Consider the following 19,066-nt stretch of genomic DNA (forward strand, 5'->3'; position numbering starts at 1 on the left):
GATAGAGGCGAAACAGGAGTCGTCCGCAATGTTTGACCATGTGTCGATTGGCGTCAAAGATCTCGACCGTTCGCTTCGCTTTTACGACGCCATCCTGACGCCGCTTGGCTATGAGCGGCTGTCGAAAACGGACACGGTGCTTGGTTATGGATCCGACCGGATCAGCCTGTGGATTGCAAAGGCCGAGCATCCGGTGCCCGCCGACCGGAGCTCCGGCCTGCATTTCTGCTTTATCGCACCTGATGCAGCAGCGGTCGATGCCTTCCACGCGGCCGGGATTTTGAACGGCGGCGAAGACAACGGGCTGCCGGCACTTCGGCCGGAATATAGCCAGTTCTATTATGCCGGCTTTATCATCGATCCCGACGGCTACCGGCTCGAGGCGTTTTTCAAGATACCCGAGTAAAGCTCACCGTTACCCTGAAGGTTATTTCTTGACCGGGCGTTCCCGCTTCAGGCGCTGCCAGAATTCCAGCCGCTTCAGCGTCTCGCGCTCGAAACCGCGTTCCTGAGGCTTGTAGAAGCGCGTGTCCTTGCTGCGCAGCTCTTCTGGAAAGAACTCCTGGCCGGAAAAGGCATCCGGATAATCGTGGTCATATTTGTAACCCTCGTGATAACCGAGGTCCTTCATCAGCTTGGTCGGCGCATTAAGGATGCTTTTCGGCGGCGGGATCGAACCGGTCTCCCGCGCCATCTCAAGGGCTGCGTCGAAGGAGCGGTAGCTGGCATTGGATTTCGGTGCCGTCGCCACATAAACGATGGCTTGGGCGATAAACAGCCGACCCTCCGGCCAGCCGATGCGCTCAAACGCCGTCCAGGCGGCAATCACCTGCGGCATCGCGTTGGGATCGGCCATGCCGACATCCTCGCTGGCGGCGCAGGCAAGCCGCCGGAACAGCGTCGTCGGGTCCTCCCCCGCATCCACCATGCGTGCGCCCCAATAGAGCGCCGCATCGACATCGCTGCCCCGCAGGCTTTTGTGGAAACAGCTCAACAGATTGTAGTGGCCATCCTGCGCCTTGTCATAGACCGGCATGCGCTTCTGCAGCGCTTTGGACAGGCGTCCAATGTCGAGATCATCCTCTTCACCGAGCGACAGGACGTCATCGGCCAGACCGACGAGATAGCGCCCGTCCCCGTCGGCCATGTTGATCAGCGCGGCGCGCGCGTCCTCCGTCAGCGGCAGGCGCTTACCAACGAAATTCTCCACCCGCGCCAAAAGCAGTTCCGACGAGGCGGCATCGAAGGGATTGAGAGTGAACACCTTGAGCCGTGACAGCAAGGCCGCCACCAGGCTGAAGCTCGGGTTCTCCGTCGTCGCGCCGATCAGGATGACCGTGCCGTTTTCGACATGCGGCAGAAGGGCATCCTGGGTGCTGCGATTGAAGCGATGCAGCTCGTCAACGAAGAGGATGGTCTGGCGGCCGATGGTGCGGTTGTTTTTTGCCGTGTCGAAAACCTTGCGCAGATCGGCAATGCCGGACATCACGGCCGATAGCTGGACGAACTCCATCTTGGCGGATGTGGCGACCAGGCGCGCGATCGTCGTCTTGCCGACGCCGGGCGGGCCCCAGAGGATGAACGAGCCGACAGTGCCCCCCGCCAGCATGCGCGCAATCGGCCCGTTTTCCGCGAGAAGATGATCCTGGCCAATCACCTCCTCCAGGGTTTCGGGACGAAGAGCGTCGGCAAGCGGCCGGTGCGTAGCCTCATCGAACAATGTCACGGGCACGTCCTCCACCCGAAACAGCCGGTCGTGGCCGTTCCGGGTCATTTTGGTTCGTGGGTTCGCCCGGCAAAACGATTAATTACCGGAAGAACTGGCGGATGCGCTGGCCGTCGCGCTCGATTTCGACGCGCCACAGCGACGGGTCTTCCTTGGCAATGGTTTCCAGCGTGGTGGACTTATCGACCGGCGTGCCATTGACGGCGACGATAATGTCCTTCGGCCGGAAGCCGACGCGGGCAGCCGGCGATCCGCGATTGATCTGCGTGATCACAACACCCTGCGACGCCGCCGGCATCCGCAGCTCGTCGGCGAGACGCGGCGACAGATTGCCGACCACAGCGCCCGAGAAGGGATTGCGGCCCTCGATCAGGCGCTCGTCGCGCGGCGATGTCTCCGGCGCTTCGGCAAGCGCCAGCTCGATATCGCGCTCCTTGCCGTTTTCGCTGATGGTGACGCGGGCAATATGGCCGATGCCGACGGTGGTGAGGCGGTAACCCAGCGCATCGGGATGCTCGACGGCGATGCCATTGACGGCGATGATGACCTGGCCGGGCTTGATGCCGGCCTTTTCCGCTGGTCCGCCCTCGATGACGGAACTCACCAGCGCGCCGCGTGCCCGGTCAAGTCCCAGCGCATCGGCGACTTCCGATGTCACCGGCTCGAAGCTGGCACCGATGAACGGCCGGGTAAAGCTGCCATTGCCGCCTTCAGCCGACGCGACGAAGACCTTGACCAGATTGGCCGGAATGGCAAAGCCCACACCGTTGGAACCGCCGCCGCGCGAAAAGATCGCTGTGTTGATGCCGATCAGCTGGCCGTCCATATCGATAAGGCCGCCGCCGGAATTGCCGGGATTGATCGCTGCGTCCGTCTGGATGAAGAAGCCGAAATCGCCTGACAGCACCTGGTTGCGGGCGAGCGCCGAGACGATACCGCTGGTGACGGTCTGGCCGACACCGAAGGGATTGCCGATCGCCAGGACGAGATCGCCGACTTCGACAGCATCGGAATCGCCCAGAGGCACGGTCTCGAACGGACCATCCGATTTGACCTTCAGAACGGCCAGATCAAGCCGCTCGTCCTTCAGCATCACGCTGGTCTCGAATTCGCGGCCATCGGCCAGCGCGATCTTGATGTTATCGGCATCGGTAATGACGTGATAATTGGTGACGACGATGCCGTTCTTGCCGACGATCACGCCGGAACCGAGCGAAGACTGCTTTTCCGACCGGTTGGGCATGCGCTGGCCAAAGAACTGTTCAAAGAACGGATCATCGGCGAACGGCGAGCGGCTCTGGACGGTCTTTTCCGCATAGACGTTCACGACGGCATTGGCCGTCTGCTTGACCAGCGGCGAAAAGGACAGCTGCATTTCCGTCTTGCTTTGCGGAACGGCTTTTTGCGTACCGGCCTGCTGCGCCTGCGCGGAAGAAACCAAAGACACTGGAGAGCCCCCAGGCTCACCCGGTTTTCCTGTAAAGACCAGACCTGCAGCCAGAGCGCCGACAGCACTTAAGGCAACGAACGAATAAAGAAAACGCGGCATGTAAACAGTCCCATCAAATCAAATCTCGCGGACACAGAGATAGGACGCCGGCTGCCAAAAAGCAAAGGCGGCCGGTGTTAGAAAAGCCGAAGCCTGAACTTGAAACGACAGCCGATCCGAATTGCCACAACGGCTTCCACCTGATACAACTTATTCGCGAATAAAAGTTCAGATGGGAGGGTTGATGCGAGAATTCGTTGCCAAATCCCCAGGCTTCCGGGCGTTTACCAGGGCCATAATTCATGACCCGCTTATCTTCCGTTCTCACGATGACATCATCGACTTCGGGATCGGTCACGTTCTCCACCAGTTCCCGGACACGGCTGACGATCTCGACAATTTTCTGGATTACTGGCTGAACGCGAATGCGACGGACCAGCAACTGGAAGATCTCTGGGCCGCGTCGAACGCGGACTTTTTTCTGATCGGGGAAGCCGTTCGACCCTTTCTCGCCCGTGTCCTGGAGATGCTGCGGGAGCAACGGGGCAAGCCTTCGCCATAACGCGCCACAGCAAAAGGCCGGGCGCTTGCGCACCCGGCCTTTTTTCAAGTCTCAGTCTGCAGACCGATTAAGCGGCGTCTGCAGCTTCTGCTTCGGCAGCAACGCGTGCGATGTCCTTGGCGCCCTTGGCCGAGGTGTCCCGATCGACGAATTCAATGACGGCCAGAGCCGCATTGTCGCCGTGACGGTAACCAGCCTTCATGATGCGCAGGTAGCCGCCATTGCGGGTTGCGTAACGTGTTGCGATGGCATCGAAAAGCTTGCCGACGACAGCAACGTCGCGGATCTGCGAGATGGCCTGGCGACGGGCATGAAGGTCACCCTTCTTGCCGAGCGTGACGAGCTTCTCGACGATCGGGCGGATTTCCTTTGCCTTCGGCAAGGTCGTGATGATCTGCTCATGTTCGATGAGCGAAGCAGCCATATTGGCAAACATTGCCTTACGGTGGCTTGCAGTTCTATTCAGCTTGCGGCCGGCTACACCATGGCGCATTGCTATTCTCCTTTAATTGCAGGTTCCCTTTTTCGTATGGGCCTGCCGTTTCCTGGCACATGCAGACATCTGCCTGCTGTTTGACGGGGAAAGGCAGTCAAAACCTGCCTTTTTTATTGTTAATACTGGTCTTCGTAACGCTTGGCGAGATCTTCGATGTTCTCGGGCGGCCATGCCGGTACTTCCATACCGAGGTGCAGGCCCATGGAAGCGAGAACTTCCTTGATTTCGTTCAGCGACTTGCGGCCAAAGTTCGGAGTGCGAAGCATTTCGGCTTCGGTCTTCTGAATGAGGTCGCCGATATAGACGATATTGTCGTTCTTCAGGCAGTTGGCCGAACGGACCGAAAGTTCCAGTTCGTCGACCTTCTTGAGCAATGCCGGGTTGAACGCCAGTTCTGTCACGGCTTCTTCTTCGGCTTCCTTCTGCGGTTCGTCGAAGTTGACGAAAACGCCAAGCTGGTCCTGAAGGATGCGGGCCGCGAAAGCGACTGCATCTTCACCGGTGACGGAACCATCGGTCTCGATCTGCATCGACAGCTTGTCGTAGTCGAGAACCTGGCCTTCACGGGTGTTTTCCACCTTGTAGGACACTTTCTTGACCGGCGAATACAGGCTGTCGACCGGGATGAGGCCGATCGGTGCATCTTCCGAACGGTTGCGGTCTGCAGGCACGTAGCCCTTGCCGTTGTTGACGGTGAACTCCATGCGGATCTCGGCGCCCTCGTCGAGGGTGCAGATCACATGGTTCGGGTTGAGGATCTCAATATCGCCAACCGTCTGGATGTCACCGGCGGTAACAACGCCCGGACCCTGCTTGCGCACAACCATGCGCTTTGCGTCGTCGCCATCCATCTTGATGGCGATTTCCTTGATGTTGAGCACGATGTCCGTCACGTCTTCCCGGACACCCGGGATCGAGGAGAACTCGTGCAGGACGCCGTCGATCTGCACTGCGGTCACCGCAGCGCCGCGGAGCGACGACAGAAGAACGCGGCGAAGCGCGTTGCCGAGCGTCAGGCCAAAGCCACGCTCGAGCGGCTCGGCAACAAGGCTTACCTTGGTGCGGCCGGTCGAGGAGAACTCAACCTTGTTCGGCTTGATCAGTTCCTGCCAGTTTTTCTGAATCATATGTTTTGCCTTCCGTTCGTTGCCACCATCCAATCGTGGCAACCGAGCCTTGAAGCGCCGGGAGAGATTTCCCCCTCACCGGCTGGATGAATGCGTAGACTTAAACGCGGCGCTTCTTGCGCGGGCGGCAACCATTGTGCGGGATCGGCGTGACGTCACGGATCGAGGTGATCATGAAGCCAGCAGCCTGAAGCGCACGCAGAGCCGATTCACGGCCGGAACCCGGACCGCAAACTTCGACCTCAAGGGTCTTCATGCCGTGTTCCTGGGCCTTCTTGGCCGCATCTTCAGCAGCCATCTGGGCTGCGAACGGGGTCGACTTACGCGAACCCTTGAAGCCCTTCGAACCAGCCGAAGACCAGGCAATCGCGTTGCCCTGTGCGTCGGTGATGGTGATCATCGTGTTGTTGAACGACGAGTTGACGTGGGCAACGCCCGTAGAAATGTTTTTCCGCTCGCGACGGCGAACGCGTGTGGCTTCCTTGGCCATGGTATACCTTTCGTTGATCTCTGCACCGCCGTAGTACCAGCGGCTCCACCGGGCGGAGGAGAACCCCTGCCCTGAATTTTCAAGTCATGCGCGACCGGAAAAACCCGGTCTGCGCGGCGATATCGTCACTGCCGTAATGCCAGCAGCTCCACCGGAGGGACGCTTGGAGCGCCCTTCCGAAACCACAAAAGAGGCCGGCGCCGAGCGCCAGCCTCTGCATTTCCCATTTCAGGGAAATTACTTCTTCTTGCCTGCAATCGCCTTTGCCGGGCCCTTGCGGGTGCGGGCATTGGTGTGCGTGCGCTGACCGCGAACAGGCAGCGAACGGCGATGACGCAGACCGCGGTAGCAGCCCAGGTCCATCAGACGCTTGATGTTCATCGAGGTCTCGCGACGCAGGTCGCCTTCAACCTGATAATCGCGGTCGATCGTTTCGCGGATCTGAAGAACTTCAGCATCCGTCAGTTGGTGCACACGACGTTCAGCCGGGATACCGACCTTTTCGACGATTTCCTGTGCGAATTTCGCTCCGATCCCGTGAATGTAACGAAGCGCGATTACTACGCGCTTGCTCGTCGGGATGTTGACGCCAGCGATACGTGCCACGCCTGTTCTCCTTGCTTCCAGTTGCCATCCGGCAATAGGTGCTTCGTTATGCAGCCCCTTGAAGAGGCCGGCTGTGAAAGTTCTGTTCGGAACACGTCAAAAGAATCGCGCCCGGACTTCGTCTTGAAATCCGCGCCGATCCCTAGCATGCTGCGAGTTAGCGCGGTCTTTGAAGGAATCGACCGCAAAAGTCAACTCCCCGGCAGTCCTTTTTCAAGAACTGCCTTTTAGGCGTCAGCGGAAGCCGATGCCAGAATTGCATTGATCTGAGAGGTGACGGTCTCGACCGGCGCCATTCCATCAACTGTCTTCAACTCGCCCGTGACAGCATAGTGCTGCGACAAAGGCGCCGTCTTCTCGCGATATTCGACAAGACGCTTCTTAAATGCTTCCGGATTATCGTCAGAGCGAACATTGCCGCCTGCGGCAATGGTTTCTGCTACGCGATTCTCGATGCGCCGTACAAGCGCATCTTCATCCACCTTCAATTCGATGACCGAATCGAGACGCAGCCCCTTGCCTGCGAGCATCTTGCCCAGCGCAACAGCCTGCGGAACGGTGCGCGGATAGCCATCCAGGATGAACCCATTCGCACAATCGGCCGAATCGATCCGGTCGGAGACGATCTCATTGACGATCTCGTCGGAGACCAGCTGTCCGGCATCCATGACAGCCTTGGCACGCTTGCCAACATCCGTCTGCGCCTGAACGGCGGCCCGCAGCATATCGCCTGTGGAAAGCTGCGGAATACCGTATTTTTCCGTCAGAAGCTTCGCCTGTGTTCCCTTGCCTGCTCCCGGCGGTCCCAAGAATATGAGTCTCATCGGCCCCTCTTTCCTCCACGCAGCTTTGATTTCTTGATCAGCCCCTCATACTGCTGGGCAATCAGGTGACCCTGCACCTGTGCTACAGTATCAAGGGTAACGCTGACAACAATCAAAAGCGACGTACCACCAAGGTAGAACGGCACGCCGGTCTGCGCGATCACGACTTCGGGCAGAATGCAGACGAACATCAGGTAGATCGCGCCAAGCACGGTGATGCGCGTGAGCACGTAATCGATATATTCGGCGGTGCGTTCGCCCGGCCGGATGCCGAGGATGAAGCCGCCATGCTTCTTCAGATTGTCGGCCGTGTCCTTCGGATTGAAAACGATGGCCGTGTAGAAGAAGGCAAAGAACGCGATCATGCCGCCATAGAGCACCATGTAGAGCGGCTTGCCGTGGCCAAGGGCTGCAACGATGGTCGTTGCCCAGCTCGGCAGCGCCGTGCTGTTGGCAAAGCCTGCAAGCGTTGCCGGCAGAAGCAGCAGCGAAGATGCAAAGATCGCGGGAATGACGCCGGCTGTGTTGAGCTTCAGCGGCAGATGCGAGGTGTCGCCCTGGAACATCTTGTTGCCGACTTGCCGCTTTGGATACTGGATCAGCAACCGGCGCTGCGCGCGCTCGACGAAGACGATCAGCGCGATCACGGCAACGACCATGACGATGATGGCGAGAATCAGCGGCGTCGACAGGGCGCCGGTGCGGCCCAGTTCAAGCGTGCCGGCCAAAGCTGTGGGCAGATGCGCGACGATGCCGGCAAAGATGATCAGCGAGATACCGTTGCCGATGCCGCGCGACGTGATCTGCTCGCCGAGCCACATCAGGAACATTGTGCCGCCCAGCAGCGAAATCACGGTGGAAATACGGAAGAACCAGCCGGCATCGACGACCAGGCCGTTGCCGCTCTCTAGACCGACCGCAATGCCGTAGGCCTGCAGCGTGCCGAGCAGCACCGTGCCGTAGCGGGTGTACTGGTTGATGACCTTGCGGCCCTGCTCGCCTTCCTTCTTCAACTGCTCCAGCGACGGAACCACGGAGGTCATCAGCTGAACGATGATGGAGGCGGAAATATAAGGCATGATGCCAAGGGCGAAGATCGCCATGCGCTCGACGGCGCCGCCGGAAAACATGTTGAAAAGACCGAGAATGCCGCCGCTCTGGCCGGCAAAAGCCTGTGCAAAAGCTTCCGGGTTCAAGCCTGGCAGCGGAATATAGGTGCCAAGGCGATAGACGAGAAGCGCGCCAAGGGTGAACCAGAGGCGGCGTTTCAGATCTTCGGCTTTTGCGAAAGTCGCAAAATTCAGGTTGGAGGCGAGCTGTTCCGCTGCAGAAGCCATGCAATTCTCCGCGTAGCCAGTTCGAACCCGCGGGGAAACCCGGTCAGATCCGGAAAAGCTATCTTCTTTTTATGAAAACCGGCTTGGAAACGACTGCAACTGCAATCACGTGCCTCACCGTGGTTCCCGATCAATATTCTGCTGCGCCGGACGAATCCGGCCGTGCAATCCGTGAGGCTCTCATATGGGAGCAAAACCGCCCGGTGTGAAGCACCCCGGGCGGTTCATCAGCAACTAATTATTCAGCAGCGCCCGAAAGCAGCTTGATAGAACCGCCAGCCTTTTCGATCTTTTCGATCGCAGGCTTGGAAGCGCCGGCAACTTCGATCGTTACCTTTGCCGTCAGTTCGCCGTCGGCGAGAACGCGGACGCCATCCTTGGCGCGGCGGATCACGCCGGCAGCCGTCAGAGCAGCAGCATCGATGGCCTTGGAAACATCAAGCTTCTTGGCGTCGATGGCAGTCTGGATGCGGCCGAGCGACACGACAACAAAATCCGAACGGAAGATGTTGTTGAAGCCGCGCTTTGGCAGACGGCGGTAGATTGGCATCTGGCCGCCTTCGAAGCCGTTGATGGCAACGCCGGAACGGGCCTTCTGACCCTTGACACCGCGGCCGGCAGTCTTGCCGGATCCGGAGCCGATACCACGGCCGAGACGCTTGCGGTTCTTGGTCGAACCTTCGTTGTCTTTGATTTCATTAAGTTTCATGATGGTATCCCCCTCACTTCTCGTCGACGACGCGAACGAGGTGCTGGACGGCCCGGATCATGCCGCGAACGGAAGGAGTGTCTTCCAGAACGCTGACCCGGTGCATCTTGTTGAGACCGAGACCGATCAGCGTTGCACGCTGTACGGCTGGGCGGCGAATGGGGCTGCCGATCTGTTCGACCGCAACCGTCTTCTTTGCAACTTCTTTCTTAGCCATTGTTCAGGCTCCCTTATTCTTCGGAAGCAACGCCGGCGGATACGCGGCGGCTCTGCAGAGTGGCATATTTCATGCCGCGCTGAGCTGCGATATCCTTCGGGTGCATCTGGCTCTTCAGGGCGTCGAACGTGGCGCGAATCATGTTGTACGGGTTCGAAGAACCAGTCGACTTCGCAACAACGTCGTGCATGCCGAGCGTTTCGAAAACGGCGCGCATCGGGCCACCGGCGATGATACCGGTACCGGCCTTGGCGGCACGCAGCAGAACCTTGCCTGCGCCGTGACGGCCATGAACGTCGTGATGAAGCGTGCGGCCCGAGCGCAGCGGAACGAAGATCAGTTCGCGCTTGGCAGCTTCGGTGGCCTTGCGGATGGCTTCCGGCACTTCACGTGCCTTGCCATGGCCGAAGCCAACGCGGCCCTTCTGGTCGCCGACGACGACGAGCGCAGCAAAGCCGAAACGGCGGCCGCCCTTGACGACTTTTGCGACGCGGTTGATTGCTACGAGCTTGTCAACGAATTCGCTGTCGCGCTCCTCGCGGTTCTGGCGATCGTCGCGAGAACCTCTTTTTTCTTGTGCCATTGTCCTTTTCCTTTTTCTTTTCCGGGTGCAATCGGCAGATTGACAAAAAGTCGCCCCGCCCCTTCGAGGGAGCGGAAGCGACGCGCTTTATAAAAAGCGGTTCGATGATCCGCCCAGGCAAGCCCGGGTGGATATCATCTTTAGAAGTTCAGGCCACCCTCGCGGGCTGCCTCGGCGAGCGCCTTGACGCGGCCGTGATAGATGAAGGCGCCACGGTCAAAGACAACGTCCTTGACACCAGCCTTCGAGGCGCGCTCTGCGAGGAGCTTGCCAACGGCAGCAGCTGCTGCCGTGTCAGCACCCGTCTTGAGAGACGGACGCAGATCCGTGTCGAGTGTCGAGGCAGACGCAACGGTCTTGCCAGCAACATCATCGATAACCTGTGCGTAGATGTTCTTCGACGAGCGATGAACGGACAGGCGCAGACGGCCATTGGCCACTGCCTTGACTTGACGGCGCACGCGGCTGGCGCGGCGCACAAGTGTATCTTTCCTTGTAGCCATTTCGCGTGATCCTTACTTCTTCTTGCCTTCTTTGCGGACAATCCGCTCGCCAGCATACTTGACGCCCTTGCCCTTGTAGGGCTCGGGGCCACGGTATTCGCGGATTTCCGCCGCGACCTGGCCGACCTGCTGCTTGTTGATGCCGGTGACGACGATTTCCGTCGGCTTGGGCACAGCAATCGAGATGCCTTCCGGAGTCTGATAGACCACGTCGTGGCTGAAACCGAGTGCCAGCTGCAGGTTCTTGCCCTGAAGCGACGCGCGGTAACCGACGCCGTTGATTTCGAGCTTGCGCTCGTAACCGTCCTTGACGCCCTTGAAGATGTTTTCGATCATCGTGCGGGACATGCCCCACTTGGACCGTGCATCCTTGGACTGGTCAACCGGGGTCACCGACACCGCGTTGTTGTCTTCCAGCTTTACGACGACTTCGTCGTTAGCAACGAAGAAGAGTTCGCCTTTCGGGCCCTTTGCAGTCACTGTCTGGCCATTAACCGTGGCCGTGACACCTGCAGGAACCGGAACGGGCTTTTTACCGATACGAGACATATTTCAAACCTGTCTGTCCGTTATGGAGATCACTGCAACCGTATTAGAATACGGAGCAGAGAACCTCGCCACCAACGTTCTGTTCGCGTGCCTGATGATCGGCCATCACACCCTTCGGAGTCGAAAGGATAGTGATACCGAGACCGTTCGCGACCTGCGGAATGGACTTGACCGAGACATAAACCCGGCGGCCCGGCTTGGATACGCGGCCGATCTCACGGATCACCGACGCACCTTCATAGTATTTCAGTTCGATGTTGATCTCGGCCTTGCCGTTACCAAATTCGGTTTCCGAATACCCGCGGATGTAGCCTTCAGCCTGAAGGACATCCAGAACGCGTGCGCGCAGCTTGGAAGCCGGCGTGGAAACGCTCGACTTGCGGCGGGCAGCACCGTTGCGGATACGTGTGAGCATATCGCCCAGCGGATCAGTCATTGCCATGTACCCGTCTCCTTACCAGCTCGACTTAACAATGCCCGGCACCTTGCCGAAATTGCCAAGTTCACGAAGCGCAATACGCGACATCTTGAGTTTGCGATAATATGCGCGCGGACGACCTGTCACTTCGCAACGGTTGCGAACGCGGGTCTTGGAGCCGTCACGCGGGAGGCTGGCCAGCTTCAGAGTAGCCTTGAAACGCTCTTCGATCGGAAGAGACTGGTTCATGATGGTGGCCTTCAGGGCTGCGCGCTTGGACGCATCCTGGGCAACCGACTTACGGCGGCGATTGTTTTTTTCAATTGCGCTCGTCTTCGCCATTCAACTTAATCCTTCTGCTTGTCGTTACGGCTTACTGGCGAAACGGGAAGTTGAACTCTGTGAGCAGAGCGCGTGCTTCGTCGTCGTTCGTTGCCGTCGTGCAAACGATGATGTCCATGCCCCACATCTGATCAACCTTGTCGTAGTTGATCTCCGGGAACACAATGTGTTCCTTGACACCCATGGCGAAGTTGCCACGGCCGTCAAAGCTCTTCGGATTCAGGCCGCGGAAATCTCGAACGCGCGGCAGCGCGATGTTGATCAGGCGGTCCAGGAATTCGTACATGCGAACGCCGCGCAGGGTAACCTTTGCGCCGATCGGCATGCCTTCGCGCAGCTTGAAGCCGGCGATGGAGGTGCGGGCCTTGGTGATGACCGGCTTCTGGCCGGCAATCGCTGCGAGGTCTGCTGCAGCAACCGTTGGCTTCTTCGAGTCAGCCGTCGATTCACCAACACCCATGTTGATCACGATCTTGTCGAGGCGCGGGATCTGCATGACGTTTGCGTAGGAGAACTTCTCCTGCATCGCCTTGGAGATACGCTCGACATATTCGGTCTTGAGCCGCGGCTCATACTTCTTGGTGTCAGCCATCGATCGACACTCCCGAACGCTTTGCAACGCGAACCTTCTTGTCGCCGTCGATCTTGAAACCGACGCGGGTCGGCTTGCCGTCCTGCGGATCGGCGATCGCGAGATTCGACAGATGAATCGACGCTTCCTTGTTGATGATACCGGCTTCCTGGGCCTGGGTCTGGCGCTGGTGACGCTTCACCATGTTCACGCCACGCACAACGGCCCGGTCTTCCTTCGGCAGAACCTGGAGAACTTCCCCGGAACGGCCCTTGTCCTTGCCGGTCAATACGACGACTTTGTCGCCCTTGCGAATCTTTTGCATCTCAATCGCTCCTTACAGTACTTCTGGAGCCAGCGAGATGATCTTCATGTGGTTCTTGGCGCGAAGTTCGCGCGGAACCGGTCCGAAGATACGGGTGCCGATCGGCTCTTTCTTGTTGTCGATAAGAACAGCTGCGTTGTTATCGAACCGGATGACGCTGCCGTCGGGACGACGGATGTCCTTGGCTGTGCGAACGACAACCGCCTTCATCACATCACCCTTCTTGACGCGGCCGCGCGGAATAGCTTCCTTGATCGAAACGACGATAATGTCGCCGACCGAAGCGTACTTGCGCTTGGAGCCGCCCAGCACCTTGATGCACATGACACGACGTGCGCCGGAATTATCCGCCACGTCGAGGTTTGTTTGCATCTGAATCATGTCAGGTCGCCTTCTTGTTGTGACCGGACCGGTTGGGCCAACCTCATCAGATTGAGGGCCCCCTGTTCCAGCTTCTAAATTTCTGTTCTCGCGCGGGATCGATCGTTGCCAGGGTGGTTTCCTGAAACAGGACCTTCCGTGCGCTCAAAGCAAAAGAACGCTCGTAGTCGAGCGTCCTTGCGCTGCTTCATACAGATTTTCGCAGCCGACGCAAGGGCCGGATGCGAAACTCTTAAGAATTAGGCCTGAACGGTAACCACTGTCCAGGTCTTGTCCTTGGAAATCGGCGCGCATTCCTCGATGGAAACCTGATCGCCGACCTTGTACTGGTTGTTCTCGTCATGCGCCTTGTACTTCTTGGACCGGCGAACGGTCTTCTGGAAGATCGGGTGCGCGAAACGACGTTCGACACGGACCACGACGGTCTTATCGTTCTTGTCGCTGACGACTGTGCCCTGCAGAATGCGTTTTGGCATATTCTTAGTTCCTTAAGCCTTGGCTTCTGCCGCCTTCTGGCGGGCAATGGTTTTGACGCGCGCAATATCCTTGCGGACTTCATTGATGCGCGACGACTTTTCGAGCTGGCCTGTGGCCTTCTGGAAGCGCAGGTTGAACTGCTCCTTCTTCAGCTTGGCAAGCTCTTCGTTGAGCTGATCGGCGCTGAGCGCGCGGACGGTATCGGCTTTCATTGGGCTTTACTCCTTACTCTGCAATGCGCTGAACGAAGCGCGTCTTGACAGAGAGTTTCGCAGCACCAAGGCGAAGCGCCTCACGGGCGAGTTCTTCGCTGACGCCGTCGATTTCGAACATCATTCGGCCGGGCTTGACCTTGCAAGCCCAATATTCAACCGAACCCTTACCTTTACCCATGCGGACTTCGGTCGGCTTTGCCGTGACCGGTACGTCTGGGAATACGCGGATCCATACGCGGCCGGCACGTTTCATGTGACGGGTGATCGCGCGGCGGGCCGCTTCGATCTCGCGTGCGTTTACGCGGTTCGGCTCCTGAGACTTCAGGCCGAATTCACCGAAAGCAAGGTCGGAACCGCCCTTGGCAACGCCCTTGATGCGTCCCTTGAACTGCTTGCGGTACTTAGTGCGCTTTGGCTGCAACATTTTTTTAATTCTCCGATATTAGCTGCCAGGAACGACTGTTACGCGTTTTCGCGACGACGGTTGTTGCTGCTGGGGCCCTGGGCATCTGCCTCGGACGAACGACGCTCGGAAGCCATCGGATCGTGTTCGAGGATTTCGCCCTTAAAGATCCAGACCTTGATGCCGCAGATACCGAAAGCGGTCTTGGCTTCAGCCACACCGTAGTCGATGTCGGCGCGAAGCGTGTGCAACGGCACGCGGCCTTCACGGTACCATTCGGTACGCGCAATTTCAGCACCGCCGAGACGGCCACCGCAGGTGATCTTGATGCCTTCGGCGCCAAGACGCATTGCGGACTGAACGGCACGCTTCATCGCACGGCGGAAAGCCACGCGGCGTTCGAGCTGCTGAGCGATCGACTGGGCGACGAGCGTCGAGTCGACTTCCGGCTTGCGCACTTCAACGATGTTGAGGTGCGTTTCCGACTTGGTCATCTCGCCGATCTTCTTGCGCAGCTTTTCGATGTCTGCGCCCTTCTTGCCGATGATCAGGCCCGGGCGAGCCGAGTGGATCGTGACGCGGCACTTCTTGTGCGGACGCTCGATGACCACCTTGGCGATACCGGCCTGCTTCAGCTCTTCCATGACGTAGGCACGGATCTTCAGGTCTTCGTGAAGAAGCTGACCGTATTCTGCATTGTCGGCGAACCAACGGCTATCCCAGGTACGGTTGATGCCGAGGCGGAAGCCGACTGGATTGATCTTCTGACCCATTATGCGGCCTCCCCTTTAGCTTCGACTTCGCGAACAACGATCGTCAGATGCGCGAAAGGCTTTTCGATACGCGATGCACGGCCACGGCCACGAGCGTGGAAACGCTTCATGACGATGGACTTGCCAACGTAAGCTTCGGCAACGATCAGGCTGTCGACGTCGAGATCGTGGTTGTTTTCTGCGTTAGCGATCGCAGATTCCAACGTCTTCTTGACAGTGTCCGAGATCCGCTTGCGCGAGAACTCGAGTTCGGCCAGAGCCCGGTCGACCTTCTTGCCGCGGATCATCGCAGCTACCAGGTTGAGCTTCTGGGGGCTGACGCGGATCGTGCGCGCGATTGCCTGCGCCTCGTTATCCTTCAGCCGGCGTTCGGCTTTTGCCTTGCCCATAATTACTTCCTCTTTGCCTTCTTGTCCGCACCGTGACCGTAATAGGTCCGGGTCGGAGAGAATTCACCGAACTTGTGGCCGATCATGTCTTCGTTGACACTGACCGGAACATGCTTGCTGCCATTGTAGACGCCGAACGTGAGACCGACGAACTGCGGCAGGATGGTGGAGCGACGGCTCCACATCTTGATCACTTCGTTGCGGCCGCCTTCACGAACCTTCTCAGCCTTCTTGAGAAGATAGCCGTCAACAAACGGACCTTTCCATACTGAACGAGTCATTGGAGACTTCCTCTCTTACTTCTTACGCTGATGACGCGAGCGCATGATGAACTTGTCGGTCGACTTGTTCGAGCGCGTACGCTTGCCCTTGGTGGGCTTACCCCATGGCGAAACCGGATGACGGCCACCCGAGGTGCGGCCTTCACCACCGCCGTGCGGATGGTCAACAGGGTTCATGACGACGCCGCGAACGTGCGGACGCTTGCCACGCCAAACCGAACGACCGGCCTTGCCGTCGTTGATGTTGCCGTGATCGGGATTGGAGACTGCACCGACCGTTGCAAGGCAGGAGCCGTGCACCAGGCGCTGTTCGCCAGACGACAGGCGAAGGATCGCCATGCCCTGGTCGCGGCCAACCAGCTGAACGTAGGCGCCAGCAGAGCGAGCGATCTGACCGCCCTTGCCCGGCTTCATCTCGACGTTGTGAACGATCGAACCAACCGGCATGTACTGAAGCGGCATGGTGTTGCCCGGCTTCACGTCAACCTGCTTTTCCGAAGCGATCACCTTGTCGCCGGCAGCAAGGCGCTGCGGAGCGATGATGTAGGCCTGTTCGCCGTCCGCATAGTCGATCAGCGCTATGAATGCCGTGCGGTTCGGGTCATATTCGAGGCGTGCAACCGTGCCTTCGACGTCGAACTTGCGACGCTTGAAGTCGATCAGACGGTAGGTACGCTTGTGACCACCGCCCTGGAAACGCACGGTGATGCGGCCAGTGTTGTTACGTCCGCCCTTGGAGGACAGGCCTTCGGTCAGCGACTTGACCGGCTTGCCCTTGTGCAGGCCGGACCGGTCGACGATGACCAGCTGGCGCTGGCTCGGGGTGGTCGGATTGAAACTTTTCAATGCCATTGTTCTATTCCTCAGAGTCCGGTGGAGACGTCGATGGTCTGACCGTCAGCGAGCGTGACGATAGCCTTCTTGACGTCCTTTTGCCGGCCCGCGAAGCCGCGGAAGCGCTTCAGCTTGCCCTTGCGGACCAGCGTGTTCACAGCCGTAACCTTGACGCCGAACAGTGCTTCGATCGCAGCCTTGATTTCAGGCTTCGACGCACCCTTGGCGACGTTGAAGATGACCTGGTTCTGTTCAGAAACCAGCGACGACTTTTCGGTGATCGACGGAGCGAGGATCACATCATAGTGGCGAAGGTCAGTCATTTGAACCGCTCCTCAAGAGCTTCAACTGCTGCTTTGGACAGGACGAGCTTGCCGCGGCGCAGAATGTCATAAACGTTGATGCCCTGCACCGGCAGAACGTCCACATTCGGGATGTTCTGAGCTGCGAGCTTGAAATTGCTGTCGAGTTCGGCGCCGCCGATGAACAGCACGTTGGTCAGGCCGAGCGTTGCGAATGCGCCGGTCAGCACCTTCGTCTTGGCTTCGGTTGCAACCAGGCTGTCAACGATGATCAGCTCTTCGGCACGCAGCTTGGCAGACAGCGCATGGCGCAGGCCGAGAGCACGTACCTTCTTGGGCAGGTCATGGGCGTGGCTGCGAACAACCGGGCCGTGAGCCTTACCACCGCCGCGGAACTGCGGAGCACGAGCCGAATGGTGACGAGCGCGGCCCGTACCCTTCTGCTTGAACATCTTGGCGCCGGTGCGTGCAATTTCTGCGCGACCCTTGGCCTTGTGCGTACCCTGCTGCTTCTTGGCAAGCTGCCAGCGAACGACGCGGGCAATGATATCTTCGCGCGGCTCGAGGCCGAAAATCGCGTCGGACAGGGAAACCTTACCGGCCTCTTTGCCCTCGAGTGTGGTGACGTTGAGATCCATGATCTGGCCCCCTTACTTGGCTGCGCGCACAGCGGCAGGACGCGGAGCGTCAGCCGGAGTGCCGGACTTGATGGCGTCGCGAACGACGATCCATGCGCCCTTGGAGCCGGGTACGGCGCCCTTGACGAGGATCAGACCGCGGTCTTCATCGGTGGAGACCACTTCCAGGTTCTGGGTGGTGATGCGTGTCTGACCCATGTGGCCAGCCATGCGCTTACCCTTCCAGACGCGGCCCGGATCCTGGTTGGAACCAGTCGAACCATGCGAACGGTGCGAGACGGACACGCCGTGCGTTGCACGCAGACCGCCGAAGTTATGGCGCTTCATGGCACCGGCAAAACCCTTACCGGCAGATGTACCGGTAACGTCGACCAGCTGGCCGGCGACGAAATGGTTTGCAGTGAGCTCAGCGCCGACGTCGATCAGATTGTCCGACGAAACGCGGAATTCAACGACCTTGGCCTTCGGCTCTACGCTGGCGGCAGCGAACTGGCCACGCAACGGCTTGCTCGTGTTCTTGACTTTAGCCTGGCCAGCACCGAGCTGAACTGCGGTGTAGCCATTCTTGTCTTCTGTGCGATGGGCAACAACTTGTACGTTTTCCATCCGCAATACTGTAACTGGGATGTGCTCACCAGCGTCGTTATAGACGCGGGTCATCCCAATCTTCTGTGCAATCACACCTGAACGCATTGGTTCATTCCTCTTAAGAGTTAGCCACGGAGAAGACCCCGTTGCATCTCTGGTTTAAGGTCTCCCCTCATCACCCGGCCCTATGGCCGCAAGATTGGGGTCGCCCGTTTTTGGAAGCCGTTGGACCGAAATCCACGTACCTTCCTTGTTTTTAAAGCTTGATTTCCACGTCCACGCCGGCAGCGAGGTCGAGCTTCATCAGCGCGTCAACAGTCTGGGGCGTAGGATCGACGATATCGAGGAGGCGCTTGTGGGTGCGCATCTCGAACTGTTCACGGCTCTTCTTATCGACGTGGGGCGAGCGGTTTACAGTAAACTTTTCAATCCGGGTAGGAAGCGGCACCGGACCACGAACCGAAGCGCCTGTGCGCTTGGCCGTCGAAACGATTTCCCGCGTGGAGGCATCAAGAATCCGGTGATCAAACGCCTTGAGGCGGATACGGATATTCTGGCCGTTCATTCGAGTTATCCTTGTTGTTGTTAGCGAATGCCACAGATGAGGCAGTTCGTTAGTCGTTTCCGGGTGCTGATGCTTCAAAGAGCCCAAAGAGCAAATCGCTCTCTGTCCGTTTCTGCAATTCGACCCGCCACATATACGGAATCGGCGTCCGACACAATGACCGAACGCCCACGAAAGCACGTTTTTTCGCGCTTCCGTCAATTCGAGAGGCATACACCTTCAGGTGCAGGCTTCGACCAGCAAATATTCAGGAAAGCGGCACACTAAGTGCCGCTTTCCAACCGAGTAAAACTTACTCGACGATGGACGCTACGATGCCGGCGCCGACGGTGCGGCCGCCTTCGCG

At 58.7% G+C, this 19,066-nt stretch carries 31 protein-coding genes; 2 read left to right on the forward strand and 29 right to left on the reverse strand.

Annotated features, from left to right (window positions below):
• The first annotated feature begins 28 nt into the window (after window positions 1–28).
• A complete protein-coding gene (locus ASD32_RS12600; RefSeq protein ID WP_060638384.1) occupies window positions 29–406 on the forward strand; it encodes a VOC family protein in 378 nt (125 codons plus the stop codon).
• Window positions 407–427: 21 nt separating this feature from the next.
• On the opposite strand, the gene ASD32_RS12605 is transcribed toward ASD32_RS12600, so the two are convergent.
• Together ASD32_RS12605 and ASD32_RS12610 are read right to left on the reverse strand one after the other, a co-directional pair.
• Window positions 428–1,774: a replication-associated recombination protein A gene (locus ASD32_RS12605; protein WP_156383160.1), complete on the reverse strand. Its 1,347-nt coding sequence runs from the start codon at window positions 1,772–1,774 to the stop codon at window positions 428–430.
• Window positions 1,775–1,808: 34 nt separating this feature from the next.
• Window positions 1,809–3,275, reverse strand: coding sequence for a DegQ family serine endoprotease (locus tag ASD32_RS12610; RefSeq protein ID WP_082546757.1), 1,467 nt, complete (start codon window positions 3,273–3,275; stop codon window positions 1,809–1,811).
• A 184-nt stretch (window positions 3,276–3,459) separates the two neighbouring features.
• Between ASD32_RS12610 and ASD32_RS12615 the strand changes: the two genes are divergently transcribed.
• Window positions 3,460–3,777, forward strand: coding sequence for a hypothetical protein (locus ASD32_RS12615; RefSeq protein ID WP_156383161.1), 318 nt, complete (start codon window positions 3,460–3,462; stop codon window positions 3,775–3,777).
• A gap of 67 nt (window positions 3,778–3,844) precedes the next feature.
• On the opposite strand, the gene rplQ is transcribed toward ASD32_RS12615, so the two are convergent.
• The 27 genes from rplQ to rpsJ form a co-directional block, all read right to left on the reverse strand.
• Window positions 3,845–4,270, reverse strand: coding sequence for a 50S ribosomal protein L17 (rplQ, locus tag ASD32_RS12620; RefSeq protein WP_060638386.1), 426 nt, complete (start codon window positions 4,268–4,270; stop codon window positions 3,845–3,847).
• A gap of 119 nt (window positions 4,271–4,389) precedes the next feature.
• Entirely contained in the window at window positions 4,390–5,400 is a 1,011-nt protein-coding gene (locus tag ASD32_RS12625) for a DNA-directed RNA polymerase subunit alpha (protein WP_060638418.1), read from the reverse strand.
• A 100-nt stretch (window positions 5,401–5,500) separates the two neighbouring features.
• Window positions 5,501–5,890 carry a 30S ribosomal protein S11 gene (gene rpsK / locus ASD32_RS12630; protein ID WP_018328263.1) on the reverse strand — a complete coding sequence of 130 codons (390 nt, stop codon included), beginning with the start codon at window positions 5,888–5,890 and terminating at the stop codon, window positions 5,501–5,503.
• Between the two features lie 237 nt (window positions 5,891–6,127).
• Window positions 6,128–6,496 carry a 30S ribosomal protein S13 gene (rpsM, locus tag ASD32_RS12635; protein WP_037100637.1) on the reverse strand — a complete coding sequence of 123 codons (369 nt, stop codon included), beginning with the start codon at window positions 6,494–6,496 and terminating at the stop codon, window positions 6,128–6,130.
• A gap of 227 nt (window positions 6,497–6,723) precedes the next feature.
• Window positions 6,724–7,320 carry an adenylate kinase gene (locus ASD32_RS12640; protein ID WP_060638387.1) on the reverse strand — a complete coding sequence of 199 codons (597 nt, stop codon included), beginning with the start codon at window positions 7,318–7,320 and terminating at the stop codon, window positions 6,724–6,726.
• Window positions 7,317–8,657, reverse strand: a complete 1,341-nt coding sequence (gene secY / locus ASD32_RS12645) for a preprotein translocase subunit SecY (protein WP_060638388.1) — start codon at window positions 8,655–8,657, stop codon at window positions 7,317–7,319. The genes ASD32_RS12640 and secY overlap by 4 nt, the downstream gene beginning before the upstream one ends.
• A gap of 238 nt (window positions 8,658–8,895) precedes the next feature.
• The gene (rplO, locus tag ASD32_RS12650; protein ID WP_060638389.1) at window positions 8,896–9,366 is read right to left on the reverse strand and encodes a 50S ribosomal protein L15; all 471 of its coding nucleotides are present in this window, start codon (window positions 9,364–9,366) and stop codon (window positions 8,896–8,898) included.
• Between the two features lie 13 nt (window positions 9,367–9,379).
• Window positions 9,380–9,583, reverse strand: coding sequence for a 50S ribosomal protein L30 (rpmD, locus tag ASD32_RS12655; RefSeq protein WP_037100625.1), 204 nt, complete (start codon window positions 9,581–9,583; stop codon window positions 9,380–9,382).
• 13 nt (window positions 9,584–9,596) lie between these two features.
• Window positions 9,597–10,166, reverse strand: a complete 570-nt coding sequence (rpsE, locus tag ASD32_RS12660) for a 30S ribosomal protein S5 (protein ID WP_060505083.1) — start codon at window positions 10,164–10,166, stop codon at window positions 9,597–9,599.
• Between the two features lie 140 nt (window positions 10,167–10,306).
• Complete coding sequence (gene rplR, locus ASD32_RS12665; RefSeq protein ID WP_037100619.1) at window positions 10,307–10,669, reverse strand: 50S ribosomal protein L18; 363 nt, start codon at window positions 10,667–10,669, stop codon at window positions 10,307–10,309.
• Between the two features lie 12 nt (window positions 10,670–10,681).
• Window positions 10,682–11,218 carry a 50S ribosomal protein L6 gene (gene rplF, locus ASD32_RS12670; protein ID WP_060638390.1) on the reverse strand — a complete coding sequence of 179 codons (537 nt, stop codon included), beginning with the start codon at window positions 11,216–11,218 and terminating at the stop codon, window positions 10,682–10,684.
• Window positions 11,219–11,261: 43 nt separating this feature from the next.
• Window positions 11,262–11,660: a 30S ribosomal protein S8 gene (rpsH, locus tag ASD32_RS12675; protein ID WP_056335736.1), complete on the reverse strand. Its 399-nt coding sequence runs from the start codon at window positions 11,658–11,660 to the stop codon at window positions 11,262–11,264.
• A 12-nt stretch (window positions 11,661–11,672) separates the two neighbouring features.
• Window positions 11,673–11,978: a 30S ribosomal protein S14 gene (rpsN, locus tag ASD32_RS12680; protein ID WP_037100611.1), complete on the reverse strand. Its 306-nt coding sequence runs from the start codon at window positions 11,976–11,978 to the stop codon at window positions 11,673–11,675.
• Between the two features lie 31 nt (window positions 11,979–12,009).
• The gene (rplE, locus tag ASD32_RS12685; protein ID WP_060638391.1) at window positions 12,010–12,570 is read right to left on the reverse strand and encodes a 50S ribosomal protein L5; all 561 of its coding nucleotides are present in this window, start codon (window positions 12,568–12,570) and stop codon (window positions 12,010–12,012) included.
• On the reverse strand, window positions 12,563–12,874 hold the full coding sequence (gene rplX / locus ASD32_RS12690; RefSeq protein ID WP_060638392.1) for a 50S ribosomal protein L24: 312 nt from the start codon (window positions 12,872–12,874) through the stop codon (window positions 12,563–12,565). The genes rplE and rplX overlap by 8 nt, the downstream gene beginning before the upstream one ends.
• A gap of 12 nt (window positions 12,875–12,886) precedes the next feature.
• The gene (gene rplN, locus ASD32_RS12695; protein WP_018328276.1) at window positions 12,887–13,255 is read right to left on the reverse strand and encodes a 50S ribosomal protein L14; all 369 of its coding nucleotides are present in this window, start codon (window positions 13,253–13,255) and stop codon (window positions 12,887–12,889) included.
• A gap of 239 nt (window positions 13,256–13,494) precedes the next feature.
• Entirely contained in the window at window positions 13,495–13,731 is a 237-nt protein-coding gene (rpsQ, locus tag ASD32_RS12700) for a 30S ribosomal protein S17 (protein WP_060638393.1), read from the reverse strand.
• A gap of 12 nt (window positions 13,732–13,743) precedes the next feature.
• Complete coding sequence (gene rpmC / locus ASD32_RS12705) at window positions 13,744–13,944, reverse strand: 50S ribosomal protein L29 (protein WP_037100598.1); 201 nt, start codon at window positions 13,942–13,944, stop codon at window positions 13,744–13,746.
• A gap of 13 nt (window positions 13,945–13,957) precedes the next feature.
• Window positions 13,958–14,371, reverse strand: a complete 414-nt coding sequence (gene rplP / locus ASD32_RS12710) for a 50S ribosomal protein L16 (RefSeq protein WP_018239489.1) — start codon at window positions 14,369–14,371, stop codon at window positions 13,958–13,960.
• A 38-nt stretch (window positions 14,372–14,409) separates the two neighbouring features.
• Entirely contained in the window at window positions 14,410–15,123 is a 714-nt protein-coding gene (rpsC, locus tag ASD32_RS12715; RefSeq protein WP_037100592.1) for a 30S ribosomal protein S3, read from the reverse strand.
• Window positions 15,123–15,512 (reverse strand): 50S ribosomal protein L22, encoded by a 390-nt coding sequence (rplV, locus tag ASD32_RS12720; RefSeq protein WP_018328280.1) that lies wholly within the window; start codon window positions 15,510–15,512, stop codon window positions 15,123–15,125. Before rplV ends, rpsC begins: the two co-directional genes overlap by 1 nt.
• Before the next feature lie 2 nt (window positions 15,513–15,514).
• Entirely contained in the window at window positions 15,515–15,793 is a 279-nt protein-coding gene (rpsS, locus tag ASD32_RS12725; protein WP_037100590.1) for a 30S ribosomal protein S19, read from the reverse strand.
• 15 nt (window positions 15,794–15,808) lie between these two features.
• On the reverse strand, window positions 15,809–16,645 hold the full coding sequence (gene rplB / locus ASD32_RS12730) for a 50S ribosomal protein L2 (RefSeq protein ID WP_060638394.1): 837 nt from the start codon (window positions 16,643–16,645) through the stop codon (window positions 15,809–15,811).
• Between the two features lie 11 nt (window positions 16,646–16,656).
• Window positions 16,657–16,950, reverse strand: coding sequence for a 50S ribosomal protein L23 (locus ASD32_RS12735; RefSeq protein WP_060638395.1), 294 nt, complete (start codon window positions 16,948–16,950; stop codon window positions 16,657–16,659).
• Window positions 16,947–17,567 (reverse strand): 50S ribosomal protein L4, encoded by a 621-nt coding sequence (gene rplD / locus ASD32_RS12740; RefSeq protein WP_060638396.1) that lies wholly within the window; start codon window positions 17,565–17,567, stop codon window positions 16,947–16,949. The genes ASD32_RS12735 and rplD overlap by 4 nt, the downstream gene beginning before the upstream one ends.
• 12 nt (window positions 17,568–17,579) lie before the next feature.
• The gene (gene rplC, locus ASD32_RS12745; RefSeq protein ID WP_060638397.1) at window positions 17,580–18,260 is read right to left on the reverse strand and encodes a 50S ribosomal protein L3; all 681 of its coding nucleotides are present in this window, start codon (window positions 18,258–18,260) and stop codon (window positions 17,580–17,582) included.
• A 151-nt stretch (window positions 18,261–18,411) separates the two neighbouring features.
• Window positions 18,412–18,720, reverse strand: coding sequence for a 30S ribosomal protein S10 (rpsJ, locus tag ASD32_RS12750; protein WP_003507767.1), 309 nt, complete (start codon window positions 18,718–18,720; stop codon window positions 18,412–18,414).
• Window positions 18,721–19,066 lie beyond the last annotated feature (346 nt).

This window comes from Rhizobium sp. Root483D2 (assembly GCF_001426685.1).
Lineage (GTDB): Bacteria > Pseudomonadota > Alphaproteobacteria > Rhizobiales > Rhizobiaceae > Pararhizobium > Pararhizobium qamdonense.

Bases quoted from the DNA above. Each gene is read 5' to 3' on its own strand.
- rplQ (WP_060638386.1), bottom strand. From the start codon at position 4,270: ATGCGCCATGGTGTAGCCGGCCGCAAGCTGAATAGAACTGCAAGCCAC.
- rpsE (WP_060505083.1), bottom strand. From the start codon at position 10,166: ATGGCACAAGAAAAAAGAGGTTCTCGCGACGATCGCCAGAACCGCGAG.
- rpsH (WP_056335736.1), bottom strand. From the start codon at position 11,660: ATGGCAATGACTGATCCGCTGGGCGATATGCTCACACGTATCCGCAAC.
- rpsK (WP_018328263.1), bottom strand. From the start codon at position 5,890: ATGGCCAAGGAAGCCACACGCGTTCGCCGTCGCGAGCGGAAAAACATT.
- rpsQ (WP_060638393.1), bottom strand. From the start codon at position 13,731: ATGCCAAAACGCATTCTGCAGGGCACAGTCGTCAGCGACAAGAACGAT.
- ASD32_RS12605 (WP_156383160.1), bottom strand. From the start codon at position 1,774: ATGACCCGGAACGGCCACGACCGGCTGTTTCGGGTGGAGGACGTGCCC.
- rpmC (WP_037100598.1), bottom strand. From the start codon at position 13,944: ATGAAAGCCGATACCGTCCGCGCGCTCAGCGCCGATCAGCTCAACGAA.
- rplP (WP_018239489.1), bottom strand. From the start codon at position 14,371: ATGTTGCAGCCAAAGCGCACTAAGTACCGCAAGCAGTTCAAGGGACGC.
- rpsN (WP_037100611.1), bottom strand. From the start codon at position 11,978: ATGGCGAAGACGAGCGCAATTGAAAAAAACAATCGCCGCCGTAAGTCG.
- rpsC (WP_037100592.1), bottom strand. From the start codon at position 15,123: ATGGGTCAGAAGATCAATCCAGTCGGCTTCCGCCTCGGCATCAACCGT.
- rplE (WP_060638391.1), bottom strand. From the start codon at position 12,570: ATGGCTGACACCAAGAAGTATGAGCCGCGGCTCAAGACCGAATATGTC.
- rplO (WP_060638389.1), bottom strand. From the start codon at position 9,366: ATGAAACTTAATGAAATCAAAGACAACGAAGGTTCGACCAAGAACCGC.
- ASD32_RS12615 (WP_156383161.1), top strand. From the start codon at position 3,460: ATGCGAGAATTCGTTGCCAAATCCCCAGGCTTCCGGGCGTTTACCAGG.
- ASD32_RS12625 (WP_060638418.1), bottom strand. From the start codon at position 5,400: ATGATTCAGAAAAACTGGCAGGAACTGATCAAGCCGAACAAGGTTGAG.
- rplN (WP_018328276.1), bottom strand. From the start codon at position 13,255: ATGATTCAGATGCAAACAAACCTCGACGTGGCGGATAATTCCGGCGCA.
- rplX (WP_060638392.1), bottom strand. From the start codon at position 12,874: ATGCAAAAGATTCGCAAGGGCGACAAAGTCGTCGTATTGACCGGCAAG.
- ASD32_RS12600 (WP_060638384.1), top strand. From the start codon at position 29: ATGTTTGACCATGTGTCGATTGGCGTCAAAGATCTCGACCGTTCGCTT.
- rplB (WP_060638394.1), bottom strand. From the start codon at position 16,645: ATGGCATTGAAAAGTTTCAATCCGACCACCCCGAGCCAGCGCCAGCTG.
- rplV (WP_018328280.1), bottom strand. From the start codon at position 15,512: ATGGGCAAGGCAAAAGCCGAACGCCGGCTGAAGGATAACGAGGCGCAG.
- rpmD (WP_037100625.1), bottom strand. From the start codon at position 9,583: ATGGCTAAGAAAGAAGTTGCAAAGAAGACGGTTGCGGTCGAACAGATC.
- rplC (WP_060638397.1), bottom strand. From the start codon at position 18,260: ATGCGTTCAGGTGTGATTGCACAGAAGATTGGGATGACCCGCGTCTAT.
- secY (WP_060638388.1), bottom strand. From the start codon at position 8,657: ATGGCTTCTGCAGCGGAACAGCTCGCCTCCAACCTGAATTTTGCGACT.
- rpsS (WP_037100590.1), bottom strand. From the start codon at position 15,793: ATGACTCGTTCAGTATGGAAAGGTCCGTTTGTTGACGGCTATCTTCTC.
- ASD32_RS12735 (WP_060638395.1), bottom strand. From the start codon at position 16,950: ATGACTGACCTTCGCCACTATGATGTGATCCTCGCTCCGTCGATCACC.
- rplR (WP_037100619.1), bottom strand. From the start codon at position 10,669: ATGGCTACAAGGAAAGATACACTTGTGCGCCGCGCCAGCCGCGTGCGC.
- ASD32_RS12640 (WP_060638387.1), bottom strand. From the start codon at position 7,320: ATGAGACTCATATTCTTGGGACCGCCGGGAGCAGGCAAGGGAACACAG.
- rpsJ (WP_003507767.1), bottom strand. From the start codon at position 18,720: ATGAACGGCCAGAATATCCGTATCCGCCTCAAGGCGTTTGATCACCGG.
- rplD (WP_060638396.1), bottom strand. From the start codon at position 17,567: ATGGATCTCAACGTCACCACACTCGAGGGCAAAGAGGCCGGTAAGGTT.
- ASD32_RS12610 (WP_082546757.1), bottom strand. From the start codon at position 3,275: ATGCCGCGTTTTCTTTATTCGTTCGTTGCCTTAAGTGCTGTCGGCGCT.
- rplF (WP_060638390.1), bottom strand. From the start codon at position 11,218: ATGTCTCGTATCGGTAAAAAGCCCGTTCCGGTTCCTGCAGGTGTCACG.